Consider the following 14,034-nt stretch of genomic DNA (forward strand, 5'->3'; position numbering starts at 1 on the left):
CGGTCAACAAGTCACGTAAGTCACGTCTACGGCGGCGGTGTATGTGCCACTGTGTGCTCGCGCGCGCGCACAATATCGAGCGTCTCCTGGTGGAATGTCGCAAGCGACTCGCGGTGCGTGACACTGACTATCGCGGCTTTCGGCAATCGCTCGGTCAACAGGCGATACAGATACGCTTCGTTTTCAGCATCGAGCGCACTCGTCGCTTCGTCGAGAAATACGTAGTCAGGCTTGTGCATCAGCACACGAGCGACTGCTAGCCGCTGTTGCTCGCCGGGAGAAAGAATGCGCCACCAATGGTCAGATTCGTGCAATCGGTCGACGTAGCCTTCGAGCCGGCACAGACGCAGCGCCTCGCAACATTCCTCGTCGCCGAAGTGGGCGGCCGCTGCTGGATAGGTGAGCCCAGCCTTCAGGGTGCCAACCGGCAGGTAGCTCTGCTGCGGGACGAACATCATGCGCGCGTTCACAGGTGCATCGATCGAGCCGTTTCCGAACGGCCAGAGACCCGCCAGCGCGCGCAACAGCGTGCTCTTGCCTGAGCCGGAAGGCCCACGCACGCGCCAGCGCGAACCGGGCTTGACGGCAATGTCGCGCACGCTCGCGAGCGTCTCGCCGTTGGGCAGCGCAAGCGTGAGGGTGTGCGTGGCGAGCTGGCTCTCGTCGACGTAGTGCAGATTGATGCCGCCATGCTCGGTGGCGGGCGACACAGACTCCTTCAGATGAGGTAGCTGCATGACGCGCTTGAACTCGCGCAGACGATTAACGGTGGCGCGCCATTGGACGAGCGTGTCGTAATTGTTGATGAACCACGAGAGCGATCCACTAACCGAACTGAATGCGTCGGCGATTTGCATCAGTGTCCCGAAACTGAACACACCCGCGAAGTAACGGGGCGATGCCACGACGATCGGAAAGATTTCGGCGATCTGAGCGTAGAAATTAAGCACGAAGCTGTAGCGCCGCGTGTACTTCATCACGCGCCACCAGTTTTCGCGAATCCGGCCGAACAGGTCCTGGACGGTCGATTCCTCGGTCCGCATCCCGTCGTAGAACGCAATCTGCTCGGCGTTTTCGCGCAGACGGATCAGGCCAAACCGGAAATCCGCCTCGACGCGCTGCAACTGGTAGTTGATCGACACAAGCGGGTGCCCGACCTTGTTGGTCAGGAGCGAGCCGGCAATCGCATAGACGATGGCTGCCCACAGCATGTAGCCCGGAATCTGGACGGGCGTGCCGCCAATCATGACGGCCAGCGCGCCCGCCGTGCTCCATAGGACGATCGAGAACCAGACGAGTGTTTCGAGTGTCGAGAGCAGGTCGAGTGTGAGCGAAAGTGTGGTGTTGGCGAATGACTCGAGGTCGACGGCGACCCGCTGGTCAGGGTTGTCGGCGAGGCGGTCGCGCTCGATGCGATAGAAGGTGCCGTCGCCCAGCCATTCCTGCAGATAGCGTGTGGTCAGCCACTGGCGCCATCGGAAGCCAAGCATCTGGCGCAGATAGCGGTTATAGACGGAGATCGCGACGAACGCGAACGCAAGCGCGCTGAAAAGCAGCATCAATTGCGGGAATTCATGGACCTTCCTGCCTTCCAGTGCGTTGTAGAAATCACGGTTCCACGTATTCAGGCGGGCGTTGATGCCGACCAGAACCAGGTCCATGACGATGATCGTGATCAGCAGACTCCACGCGGTCTTGCGTTCCTCAGAGACCCAGTACGGTCTGATCAGGCTCCAGGCTGAGACACGGTCCGCTTGCCCGGACGCAGGGCCGGAAGATTGGTCGCTCATGAACGCCCCTTAACGCGCAGTGAATACGGACCGAGTGCACGGGGTGATTGTAGGGTGTGACCTGTCCGGCCGTCGATGCGACTTTAATCTTCGCCAGCCATGGCTTCGATATGATCGATTTCGACATCCGTGACGAAGACCAGTACCCGGCGGGCGCTAGTGCGGGCCCGGTTCGCCGACAAGTCATGGTTACTCGACGGAGCAATGATAAGTCGGGTGTTTATGCTGCTGGCCAAGGCACGGCGTGGCACGCCGATTTCGAGCACGATTTGGCGACCGGAGTATTCGGCGTCAGCTCCGTTTAGTTCGATTGCGTTATATGGCCATAGAGCCGGACCGGGGTCCGGCAGCCACGATAGCGCCCTCCTCTCAACCCTTTGCGAACTCGAGCACCACGCGCGATGGGACATCGCCGTGCGCGAGGCGATGGAACACGCTGTTGATCGCCGAGAGCGGCTGCAACTCGATATCGGCCTTGACCTTGCCGTCAGCGGCGAAGGCAAGCGCTTCGGCCATGTCCCGGCGATTGCCGACAAACGAGCCGCGAATCGTGATGCAGTTCGCCACGACGTCGAACAGGGGTGTCGGAAACTCGCCCGGCGGCAACCCAACCAGCACACAAGTACCGCATTTGCGCGTCATGCCAACGCCTTGCTTGAATGCGGCCAGCGACGGCGCCGTAATCAGTACGCCATGCGCACCGCCCCCAGTGGCCTTTCTGACGGCCGCAATCGCATCGCCGTCTTTGGCGTTGATCATGGCATCGGCGCCAAGGCGTTTGGCATGCGCGAGCTTGCCGTCATCGATGTCGACTGCGCACACATGCAAGCCCATCGCCTTGGCATACTGAATGCCGAGGTGTCCGAGGCCACCGACGCCAGAGACCACGACCCATTCACCTGGGCGCGCCTGAGTCTCCTTGATGCCTTTGTACGAGGTAATCCCGGCACAGATGAGGGGCGCCGCGTCGCGGGCCGCCAGATGGGCTGGGATATGCGCCACATAATTCGGATCGGCGACTATGTATTCGGCGAATCCACCGTTCTTCGTATAACCGCCAAACTGTGCTTCGGCACATACGGGCTCACGCGCCGCGAGGCAAAACTCGCAGTGTCCGCAAGCGGAGTAGAGCCACGGTACGCCGACCCGGTCGCCTTCCTTCACGGCCGTTACACCCGCACCAAGGGCGGCGACGATGCCGATGCCTTCATGGCCCGGTATGAACGGCAATGTGGGCTTTAACGGCCAGTCCCCGTTCGCGGCATGCAAATCAGTGTGGCATACGCCGCACGCTTCGGTCTTCACCAGGATCTGGCCTGGACCGGGCTCGGGAATATCCAGTTCCTTTAGCACCAGTGGCTTGCCGAACTGTTCGACGACGGCAGCTTGCATTTTCGATGTCATGGCTTGTTCCTCGGTTGCGATGAATTCAGCGCACTAGGCAACAGCGGGCAATCCAAGCCCTCTGACCGCTTCACTCATCTTGATGAGCACGGTCTGGGCGTCGCCATAGACCATGTTGCAGTTGTCTGCGTAAAAGAGTTCATTGACGATGCCGGCGTAGCCCTTGCCTTCCCCGCGCTTGATCACAAACACCTGCTTGGCGTGATCGGCGTTGAGAATCGGCATGCCGTAAATGGCCGACGATTTGTCGGTGCGCGCGGCCGGGTTGACCACGTCGTTGGCGCCGATCACTAGCGCAACATCCGTAGTGGCGAACTGGTCGTTGATGTCCTCGAGTTGGAAGATCACGTCGTAGGGCACGCCAGCTTCGGCCAGCAGCACGTCCATCTGGCCCGGCATGCGGCCAGCCACCGGGTGCACCGCAAACTTCACCGACACGCCGCCCGCCTGAAGCAGCTTGACGAATTCGTACAGCTTGCCTTGCCCCTGCGAGACCGCGAGACCGTAACCCGGGACGATAATCACCGAGGCCGCATAGCGCATCGCGATGCCGGCGTCGCCTGGCTGCGTCGGCTTCAGGCTGCCCTTGATCTTGCCCTGCTTGCGCGTGGCGACCTCACCGAAGTTGGTGAAGATTACATTGCTCACGGAACGGTTCATGGCCTTGGCCATCAGCAGTGTCAGCAACATGCCGGCTGCACCGACCACCATGCCGGCGATCATCAGTGCGGGGTTCTGCAACACGTAGCCTTCAATGCCGACCGCGAGGCCGGTAAAGGCGTTAAAGATCGAAATCACCACCGGCATATCGGCACCGCCGATTGGCAGCGTCATCAGAACGCCGAGCGCCAGCGCACAACCGAAGAACAGATAAATCCAGGTCGGCATCGTCAATATCAGCGCGGAGTTGTCCGCGCTTGCGACGACGATGTAGCCGCCAACCACGAAGGTTGCCAGCAACACCAGTCCATTGAACACCTGCTGCCCTTTCACTCGTACGGGCTTGTTGATGACCCCATCGAGTTTGGCCCAGGCGATCAGCGAACCCGACAGGGACACCGCGCCGATCAGCGCGCCTAGCAAGGTCATGATGAGCGCGGGCGCACCCTGCGCCTTGTTGCCGAACAGTTCCACGGCGGCAATCGCGCCGGCCGCGCCGCCACCCATGCCGTTGTAAATCGCCACCATCTGCGGCATGGCGGTCATCGCCACCTTGCGGCCGCCCCACCAGGCCAACCCGCCGCCCAGCGCCAAAGCAACGACAGCGAGCCCCAGGTTGGCCGGCAGGTTGGGCCGGGCCGCCGCGCCGACGTCGAAGGCGTACAGGAAGCTCGCGAGCACGGCCACGGCCATGCCGATACCGGCGACGAAAATGCCCGAAGGCGCCGTAACAGGCGACGACATGCGGTGCAGGCCGTAGAGAAAGAGAAAAGCAGCAGCGAGATCGACCACGCCGATGCCGAGTTGGGGGAGCAGGGTCAACATGGCGGCGTCCTCAATGCTTCTTTGCGTGGATGGACTTCACGGTGCCGGACTTGCTGTGCGCACCGTGCGTGCCGTGCCCGGACGGGTGGCCGCTGGTCTTGAACATCGCGAGCATGCGATCGGTGACGGCATAACCGCCTGCGGCATTGCCCGCGCCGAGCAACACAGCAACGAAGCCGATGACTTGCTCCTGGACCGTACTCGCGTTCAGGAGCGCATAGATGCCGCCCACCACGACAATGCCGTGTACGAAATTCGAGCCCGACATCAACGGGGTATGCAGGATGGCCGGCACGTGTCCGATGATCACCCAGCCGGCGAAAGCGGCCAGCATGAAGACGTAAATCGCGACGAAGCCGGAAATGCTGATCTGGAAGTCCATCACTTAGTCCTTGGTCAGAGCGTGTTCGTGCCGGTGTTAATACAGGCGCTTATGCCGGCGCTCATACCGATGCAAGAGGTTCGGCTTTCGCGGGGGGCTTCTTCGCGGCGGCAACAGGCTTGGCCGCCTCGTCGCTCGCCTCTGCCTTGTTCTCGCCCGCGTGGGTGAGCACCGTTTTGGCGAGGACTTCGTCGCTCCAGTCGATCTCGATGACGTTGTTTTTCATGATCAACGCGAGCAGGTTGTACTGATTCTTCGCATACAGTTCGCTCGCGTCCTCGCCGAGCAGCGAGGGCACGTTCAGCGGCGCGACGATCGTCACGTTGCCGATCCGGGTGGTCTCGCCAGGCCGCGTGTCCTCGCAGTTGCCGCCGCCTTCCGCCGACAGATCGACGATCACCGAGCCCGCTTTCATGCCGGCCACTTGTGCGTGGCTGATGAGTTTGGGCGAGGCCTTACCGGGAATCGCGGCGGTTGTGATGATCAGATCGGCGCTCTGGATGTGCTTCGTCAGCACGTCCGCGACCCTGGTCTTTTCCTCGGCACTGAGCTCACGGGCATAGCCGCCTTTACCGCGCGCATCGATACCGGTATCGACGAAGGTGGCGCCCAGCGAGAGCGCCTGCTCCTGAGTTTCCGGCCGCACGTCATAGCCCTCGACGACGGCCCCAAGGCGATGCGCCGTCGCGATCGCCTCCAGCCCTGCCACACCGAGCCCCATTACCAGAACGTGAGCCGGTCCGATCGAGCCTGCCGCGCTGGTAATCTTGGGCACCACGCGAGCGAGATGGGTAGAGCCGAGTTGCACCGCGTAGTAGCCTGCAAGCGCGGACTGGCTCGATAACGCGTCCATGGATTGGGCGCGCGTAATGCGTGGCACCCGCTCCATCGCGAAGCAGGTGATCTTCTTGTCGAGCAGGCGTTCCACCAGCGCGGGCTCGTTGTGTGCATAGATGAACGAAACGAGGATCGCGCCCTCCTTCATCGCGTTGACCACCTCGAGCGCGGGCGGCTGAACGGCAAGCACGACATCGGCGTCTTTCACCAGCGCCGTGCGATCCGCTATAAAGGCGACGTTCTCGAACGCGGCGTCATCCAGATGAATCGCCGCGCCCGCCCCCGGCTGCATATGCAGCCGGGCACCCAGTTTGACCAGCTTCCGGACCACGGACGGCACGAGCGCCACACGGCGTTCATGGGCCCGGGTCTCCGTCAGAACAGCAACGTTGACATACATGGCGGGCTTTCCTTGTGGAGATCAGGCCGGCGCATCGAGGCGGGCGGTACGGACAAGCTTCGTATTGACGAACTCCTGGATGCCCATGTTGCCGAGCTCACGGCCGTAGCCGGAATCCTTGATGCCGCCAAACGGCAGTTCCGCATCGGACCAGTCGATGTTGTTGATGAACATCATCCCGGTCTCGACCCCGCTCGCCACACGCTTGCCGCGCGCTTCGTCTTTCGTGAAGACCGAACCACCGAGGCCGAAGTCCGAATCGTTGGCTAGCGCGATGGCCGCGGCTTCGTCCTTGACGCGGAAGAACGACACCACCGGACCGAAGAATTCGTCGCGGAAAGCCGGATTGTCCGGTTTGATATCCGTGAGGATCGTCGTTTCCATGAACGAGCCGGGTCGGTCGATGCGTTTGCCGCCCATCACCAGCGTGGCGCCATGTGCCACTGCATCGTCGACCTGCTTGAGCAGTTGAACCAGCGCCGCCTCGGTGGACAAGGGGCCGTGCGTGGTCTTCTCGTCCATCGGATCGCCTGCCTTCAATTCGGAGAGCGCCGTCTTGAACTTCGCAAGAAATTTGTCGGCAATCGAATCGAGAACGATGAATCGCTTCGCCGCGCAACAGGTCTGGCCAGCGTTATACATCCGCCCCCATACAGCCCACGGAACGGTCTTTTCCAGGTCGGCGTCGTCGAGCACGATGAACGCATCGCTGCCGCCTAGCTCCATCGAAGTCTTCTTGAGGTTCTGCCCCGCTCGCGCCGCAATACTTCTGCCGGCCTCGACGCTGCCCGTCAATGCCACACCCTTGATGCGCGGGTCGTCGATGATTCGCTCGGACTGCTCGTGCGAGATCAACAGGTTGGTGTAGGCCCCCTTAGGTGCGCCCGCGTCGAGCAGGAGTTTCTCGAAGGCAATCGCGCATTGCGGTACGCAGCCTGCATGCTTGACCACCAGCACGTTACCCGCCATCAGTTGCGGGCCGGCGACGCGTGCAAGCTGGTAATACGGGAAATTCCACGGCTCCACGCAGAAGAGCACGCCGAATGGACTATTCTCCATGTGCGCCTCACCGACTTTCGGATTCAGTTTGGTCGGTGCCAGGAAAGTTTTCGCGTGCTCGGCGTAATAAGCAAGGATGTCGGCGCTGAACCTGACTTCGCCACGCGCTTCGTCGATGCGCTTACCCATTTCAAGGGTCGCCAGTTTGGCAAATTCATCGACGTTCTTACGCATCAGCGTTGCGGCCTTATCCACGATTTCGGCACGCTGGGCGTAGGTCGTGTGCTTCCATGTCTGGAAACAGGTCTCGGCAGCGGCGATCGACTTTTCAAGCTGCTCATCGGTCAGTTTTTCGAAGCTCTTCAGAACCTTGCCGGTGTTAGGGTTGACGCTTTGATAAGCCATGATTTGTGTTCTCTTTAAATGGGGTTGGGCTTGAGTCCGGTAGTGGAACGTCAAGCATCTGTCGAACACCAGCACATCTTGTGTTCGACATCCTAATTATTTATCTTCGAGTGCTTGCAGCTCGAACCCAGCTTGCGCGTCTGACCTCAGGCGCCCTGCTTCTTCATCGCGGCCTTCGACTCTTTCACGTCCTGGTCAGTCCTTGGACCGAAATCACGCAAAATGATCTGTCTTGCCGCGCCATTGCATAGCAGCGACTGCCTCCGCCATGAGCGCGGCGGAAAGAAATAGTGTTTTCGGATTGTGAGCATGATGGCCACTCCTTGCTGGAGGGGGCGGCCCGGGCGAGCGATCAAAGAAAATCATACTGCGCGAGGGTGTTTCGAGCGCTTTTGGATGAGAGACGCAAGGCGCGTGCAACCACGGTGCGCTTAACCTCGGTGGAGGTCGGTACGGTGCCGTACAAGTGCGGACCCGGCCCCAATGAGCACGAAACAAAGTCTCAATGTCCGTCGCGGTACCGTTCAGGACGGTTCGCCCGCTCCCGAACCTCCGGGTGCTGTTGCCGGCGCAGTCAGGTCTTCGTCAAAAGACGGGTGTGCCATCTCTTTGCCAGCCGGCACGCGGCCTGATTCGGCAATGTCAACCCGCAGACTGCCTTGATTGTTCCAATACGCCCAGGTGGCGTCGTTGGCAAAGCAATACAGGTAACCCGAGTAAGGAGCCTTGATCTCCATCTCTCTGCCGATTCTGAAGTAGAAGGGTTGAGGTGACACGCCTGCTTCGCTCGGCTCCCCTGGGTAAGAGATGGCACCGCAGAGTTCGAACCAGTTCGCTCCCCTGACCCGCTTGGACCATGCGAACAGGCGCTGCATCCAGTTGCCTGGCGTGCCCTCCGCACCCGATGCGATGTCCCCATCCAGCCATGTTTGACCTTCAGGCACCTTGAACCGGTAGCTCACCCCTTCCTTCATGAAAATACCGGTCCAGTTCCACAGCGTGCTGGCGAAAACCCGCACCTGGACCCCGGCCGCAGGCTCTATATTCGGTCGATAGGGAGCCTGAAAGATTGGCGGACTGGCCTGCCGTGCCAATGCCAGATCCGATATCGATTCGGAGCATATTCGTGAATCCTTCGCCAGATAGGGAAAGGACCGGGGACGAAATCCGATCCTCCTGTAAAAGCCTGTGAGTGAGTTGTGAAGGACGCCATGCACCGCCGACAACTGGCCCGCATCGGCTATCTGGTCCAACATCTCCGATTCAAACACCGCACCGCACTGCGCAGCCTCGGCAATCATCCATTTGAGTGTGGCATCAGAAAGCCCGGTCTCCTTGTAGCCGCCCCCAACGTCGGCGTGCACGCCAGGGAACCACACTTGCGTCACGCGCACCGGGTCGCAGCCATCCGCATCCGTCCACAACGTTGGCAAGAAGGTGTTCCGCTGCTCATCAATGGCGAGGCCTTGCACCGCGCGTTCGACTTCCGGCGAAAGCCTCGTGTCATGAAATTCGAGGCGCTGTCTCCCGAAGCCGAACATGTTCGCAATTTCAGGAATGCCGAGAGCGCCCACCGTCTCCCAAACGCCCAGGAAGCGAATGGGAGGCGGCTTGCCATTCTCGATGCAGAACCGTTCCTGCAGGCTGATGTTTTCCGGCATTGCTGGATCAAGCCGGTACAGGTTCCATGCCTGCTTGACTAGCACCCAGCTTGCCTCGCGAGGAAGTCCGCAACGGTGGAGCATGCCCACCAGGCTTCGCGCCGTGAACGCACCACGCGAAAAGCCAATGACAAAGATTTCAGAACCTTCCTCGTAGTGGTCGGACAGCCACTTGTACGCGGTTCGAATGTCTCGCGAGAGGCCTAATCCCAGCGCACCGTCTACGATACGACGAACTCGCCCTTCATTAGCGCCAATGCCGACGTGGTAGTACCGGAGTTGCTCGACGCCATCGTCACCGTGGTCACTCAACGCGTTGAAAAAGCGAACGACATTGGTTGGAACAGGCACCCCCTGAAACTCGTCGCTATCCGAGTTCCATGTGCCGTCGCAGCAAACGAAAAGTCTCTTCATGTTTGCGGGTTCTACCTCATATTTCGACGCGCGAGCCCAGCTCGATCACCCGGTTTGAACTCAGCTTGAAATAAGCCGCAGGGTTACCGATATTGTGCGCCATTACGCTGAACACTCGTTCGCGCCACACCGGCATGCCCTTGCCTCCGGTCGCCACCACGGTGGCATGACTGAGGAAATAGGACACCTGCGCCGGATCGACTACCAGGCCCTTCGGCTCGCAGTCGCGCAGCGCTTGCGGCAGGCTGGCCTCGTCCTTGAAGCCGTAGGTCACGAGGATGCTGTGGCAGTTGTGGCCCAGCGGCGTGATCGCCACGCGCTGCTCGCGCGGCACATAGGGCACATCCAGGTTGGTCACGTGCACGAACAGCACACGCTCGTGCAGCACGTGGTTATGCGCCAGGTTGTTGATCAGCGCGTGCGGCACGGTGCTGGGGTTGATGGTCAGGAACGCGGCGGTGCCGGGCACGCGTATCGTTGCCTTCGCGAACAGGCTGTCCAGGTACCTGGCCAGCGGCAGCGCGCCGGCATGGACGGTGGCCTCTTCGACCATCAGCTCACGGCCGCGGTGCCAGGTGGACATGATGGTGAACATGATGGCGCCCAGCAGCAACGGGAACCATCCGCCATCCACGAACTTGAGCAGGTTGGCCGAGAAGAACGTGAAGTCGATGACGAAGAAGAAGCCGGTGGCCAGCACGCACAGCAACCAGTTGTAGTGCCAGGCATAGCGCACGACGTAGAACGTGAGGAAGGTGGTGATCATCATGGTGCCCGTTACGGCGATACCGTAGGCCGAGCCCAACGCCGTGGAGGAACCGAAGCCCAGCACCGCCCCCACCACCGCGATCAGCAGCATCCAGTTGATGGCGGGCACGTAGATCTGGCCGACCTCGCGTTCGGAGGTGTAGACGATGCCCATGCGCGGCATGAAGCCGAGTTGCATGGCCTGCTTGGTCATGGAAAACGCGCCGCTGATCACGGCCTGCGACGCGATCACAGTCGCCACCGTGGCCAGCAGCACCATCGGGAACAGCGCCATCGACGGGAAGAGGTGGAAGAAGGGGTTGTCCACGGCCTTGGGGTCCGACAACAGCAGCGCGCCCTGGCCCAGGTAGTTGAGCGCCAGCGCGGGTAGCACGAGTGCGAACCACGACAGGCGGATCGGCGGCGCGCCGAAGTGGCCCATGTCGGCATACAGCGCCTCGGCGCCGGTCAGCGCCAGCACCACCGCGCCGAGCGAGACAAAGGCTCGCCAGCCGTTGCGCACCAGGAATTCGAGACCCACGAACGGGTTGAAAGCGGCCAGGATGCCCGGCGCGCGGCCGATGGTAAGCAGACCCGACACCGCAATCACGCCGAACCACAGCACCATCACCGGCCCGAACACCGCGCCGATGCCGGCCGTGCCGCGCCGCTGCACCAGGAACAAGGCGATCAGCACGACTAGCGCGATCGACACCACGAAGGGCTTAAGTTGCGGCTCCGCCACTTCCAGCCCTTCCACCGCGCTGAGCACCGAGATGGCCGGCGTGATGACGCCGTCGCCGTAGAACAGCGCCGCGCCGAACACGCCGGCGAGCAGCAGCCCGTGGCGCAGGCGGGGCCGGTTCATTACCGAACTGGAAGCCAGCGCCAGCAGCGCCATAATGCCGCCCTCGCCGTGGTTGTGGGCACGCATGATCAGCGTCACGTACTTCAGCGTCACCACGATGATCAGCGACCAGATGATGAGCGACACCACGCCCAGCACATTGAAGCGGTTGAGCACCAGCCCGTGACCCGAGTCGAATACCGTGCTCATGGTGTAGAGCGGACTGGTGCCGATGTCGCCGAACACGATGCCGATGGCGGCCAGCGCCAGTTTGGCCATCGACCCGTGGCTGGTTTCAGCGACGTGGCCGGCAGGGGTGCCCGGTTGTTGGCCTGAAGACGATTCCATGAATGGCTCCTTCTCAGTGGGTGGGGCCCCCGGCCAGCGAACGGTGCGCCGGCGCTCAAGCGCCTGGCGGCCCGTCTGGTCACGCTGATCCTCCTGCAATGGGCCGATCAGCGGACGGCCTGTCGATGACAGCGTACAGAAGAAAGGGCGCGGTTCAAAGCCAGGCATCCCCTTAGGATCACCCATCAGAACCGGTTCGCCTCAGTTGGTCTCCGGGTCTTCATCCATGATGAGCAGAAACAGTGTCGCCTGAGAGGAGATGTTCAGCTTCTTGTAAAGATTGTGTCGGTGAACTTTGGCGGTAGCAGGTGACACGCCAAGCAGCCTTGCCATATTCTTGGTCGAATGTCCGGCAAGAATCATCAGCGCGATTTCGATTTCGCGGTTGGTCAGCGACGCATTGGAGCGCTTGCGCAACGCCTGTTCGAAGTGAAGGCGTCGATCACCTCCCGCGGGTGAACTCACCGGCGGGGGAAGCACGGCTGTTTGCGCCGCCAAGGCATGGCACATCAACGGAAGCAACCATGCGCCGTAAAGACAGAGGGTTCCGATTTCAGTCGAGCTAAAGCGGCGTTCACTGCCCATCGATACAGACAGCGTTCCACCCGCGGGCAGCGGGGCTAACAACTGCACCTCATCTTCCAGCACGTTCACCGAAAAATAGCGGCGAAAATATTCGGTTTCCCGGAAGTGATCGGGTGCGACTTCGTCGAGACAATACACGCCCGGACTGATCCCGCCCAGGCTGAATTGATAGAAAGGGTCCAGCAAATAGACGCTGTTCAAATACCCCTTGAACAGTTCGTCGTTCGGCGTGCGCGACTGGATCTCCGCAATCAACTGGGGTTTCCCGTTGGGCCAGAAGATCACCACCACCCAGTTGTCAAAGTGGACCACTTTGCGCAACAGGTCGATCAGCGCATGCCAGAACTGTTTGTCGTCGAGCTTCTCGACCAGACGTCCAAGCCGCTGATGAAAGGCAACGTCCGATACATCAAGCTGCATGTCAGTTTCCCCCACTACCCCTTAAAGGGTAGGTCGTCCCATCGTTCTAGCCCTTCGGCCTGATTTTCACGCGTCGTTCCCCACCCTACCATCTCTGTACCCCGTCGCATGCGTGTCGGCAGGCTTGCTCGCAGCGAGCAACACAGGAGAAAAGTATGGGTATCAGAGACATCGGCGTTCGAGTTGGCCACGGCACGCCCGGTCCGTTTAACAGCATCACCGACGTGCAAGGCGTGAGAGTCGGTCATCGTACCCTGGTCGAAAACCGCGCAGAAGCTTCGATTCGAACCGGCGTGACGATCATCGAACCACGCGCCGGCATGGCACGGCTCGATCCATGTTTTGCCGGCTGTCATGTGCTCAACGGAAACGGCGATGCCACCGGCCTGGAATGGATCCGCGAATCAGGCTTGCTGACTACGCCTATCGCCTACACCAACACGCACAGCGTCGGCGTGGTTCGCGACGCATTGGTCGCCGCCGAACGCGCATGCGTCGGCGATAGCCAGTACTGGTGCATGCCGGTGGTGCTGGAAACTTTCGATGGGGTGCTGAGCGACATCTGGGGGCAGCATGTCACCGCCGCGCACGTTCACGAGGCGCAAGCCGACGCTCGCAGTGGACCGGTGGCCGAGGGCTCGGTTGGCGGCGGTACCGGCATGATTTGTCATGAGTTCAAAGGCGGCATTGGAACAGCCTCGCGCAGGCTCTGGGCAGAGGACGGTGGCTGGACCGTCGGCGCGCTGGTCCAGGCGAACTACGGTCGTCGCGATGCGCTGCGCGTGGCCGGCTATCCGGTTGGCGAGGTGCTGCGAGATCTGCCGTCGCCATTCGACAGACGTCGGGCGGGTGTCCCCGGAATGGGATCGATCGTGGTGACGCTTGCGACCGACGCGCCGCTTCTTCCGCATCAGTGCGAGCAGATTGCACGGCGCGCGAGTATCGGATTAGCCCGCGTGGGCGGCGGCACCGAATACTCCAGTGGCGACATCTTCATTGCCTTCTCGGTGGGTAACCGCGGCATACCGCCGGCGGATTACGGCAAGGCAATCGAGCCTGTCATCAGCGTGCGCAGCGTCATTCACGATTTCATTTCTCCGCTATTCGTCGCGGCTGCGGAAGCGGTCGAAGAAGCCATTCTCAACGCCCTCGTTGCTGCTGAAGATATGGACGGCCAAGGCGTTCATGTCCCCGCGCTCGGCGCCGCACGTTTGCTGAAAGCACTGGAACACGTTGGTTGGCGCCGCGACCGCCCGATTACTGACTGACGCTTCTTCCCCCTCGCATGGGTTCCTTCATTAAAACAGAAA

At 61.1% G+C, this 14,034-nt stretch carries 10 protein-coding genes; 1 reads left to right on the forward strand and 9 read right to left on the reverse strand.

Translation table 11 applies throughout. The annotated features are described in order from the left end of the window. Nucleotides 1-26: 26 nt before the first annotated feature. The 9 genes from FSO04_RS09010 to FSO04_RS09050 all read right to left on the reverse strand — a co-directional run bounded on the left by FSO04_RS09010 (nucleotide 27) and on the right by FSO04_RS09050 (nucleotide 12,724). Nucleotides 27-1,790, reverse strand: a complete 1,764-nt coding sequence (locus FSO04_RS09010) for an ABC transporter ATP-binding protein/permease (protein WP_154559347.1) — start codon at nucleotides 1,788-1,790, stop codon at nucleotides 27-29. Nucleotides 1,791-2,159: 369 nt separating this feature from the next. Continuing rightward, a complete protein-coding gene (locus FSO04_RS09015) occupies nucleotides 2,160-3,194 on the reverse strand; it encodes a zinc-dependent alcohol dehydrogenase (RefSeq protein ID WP_154559348.1) in 1,035 nt (344 codons plus the stop codon). 33 nt (nucleotides 3,195-3,227) lie between these two features. Continuing rightward, nucleotides 3,228-4,679, reverse strand: coding sequence for an NAD(P)(+) transhydrogenase (Re/Si-specific) subunit beta (locus tag FSO04_RS09020; RefSeq protein WP_154559349.1), 1,452 nt, complete (start codon nucleotides 4,677-4,679; stop codon nucleotides 3,228-3,230). Nucleotides 4,680-4,689: 10 nt separating this feature from the next. Beyond that, a complete protein-coding gene (locus FSO04_RS09025) occupies nucleotides 4,690-5,061 on the reverse strand; it encodes an NAD(P) transhydrogenase subunit alpha part 2 (RefSeq protein ID WP_154559350.1) in 372 nt (123 codons plus the stop codon). Nucleotides 5,062-5,122: 61 nt separating this feature from the next. Further along, nucleotides 5,123-6,298, reverse strand: a complete 1,176-nt coding sequence (locus tag FSO04_RS09030; RefSeq protein WP_154559351.1) for an NAD(P) transhydrogenase subunit alpha — start codon at nucleotides 6,296-6,298, stop codon at nucleotides 5,123-5,125. Nucleotides 6,299-6,319: 21 nt separating this feature from the next. Further along, the gene (locus tag FSO04_RS09035; RefSeq protein WP_154559352.1) at nucleotides 6,320-7,702 is read right to left on the reverse strand and encodes an NAD-dependent succinate-semialdehyde dehydrogenase; all 1,383 of its coding nucleotides are present in this window, start codon (nucleotides 7,700-7,702) and stop codon (nucleotides 6,320-6,322) included. A 524-nt stretch (nucleotides 7,703-8,226) separates the two neighbouring features. Continuing rightward, on the reverse strand, nucleotides 8,227-9,777 hold the full coding sequence (locus FSO04_RS09040; RefSeq protein WP_154559353.1) for a DUF2235 domain-containing protein: 1,551 nt from the start codon (nucleotides 9,775-9,777) through the stop codon (nucleotides 8,227-8,229). Nucleotides 9,778-9,793: 16 nt separating this feature from the next. Then, entirely contained in the window at nucleotides 9,794-11,719 is a 1,926-nt protein-coding gene (locus FSO04_RS09045; RefSeq protein ID WP_414693408.1) for a potassium transporter Kup, read from the reverse strand. A 201-nt stretch (nucleotides 11,720-11,920) separates the two neighbouring features. Next, on the reverse strand, nucleotides 11,921-12,724 hold the full coding sequence (locus FSO04_RS09050; protein ID WP_154559354.1) for a helix-turn-helix transcriptional regulator: 804 nt from the start codon (nucleotides 12,722-12,724) through the stop codon (nucleotides 11,921-11,923). Between the two features lie 155 nt (nucleotides 12,725-12,879). Here FSO04_RS09050 and FSO04_RS09055 point away from each other — a divergent pair, with 155 nt between their 5' ends. Then, nucleotides 12,880-13,992, forward strand: coding sequence for a DmpA family aminopeptidase (locus tag FSO04_RS09055; RefSeq protein WP_154559355.1), 1,113 nt, complete (start codon nucleotides 12,880-12,882; stop codon nucleotides 13,990-13,992). The last annotated feature ends 42 nt before the right edge of the window (nucleotides 13,993-14,034 follow it).

The sequence above is a fragment of the Paraburkholderia madseniana genome, from assembly GCF_009690905.1.
Lineage (GTDB): Bacteria > Pseudomonadota > Gammaproteobacteria > Burkholderiales > Burkholderiaceae > Paraburkholderia > Paraburkholderia madseniana.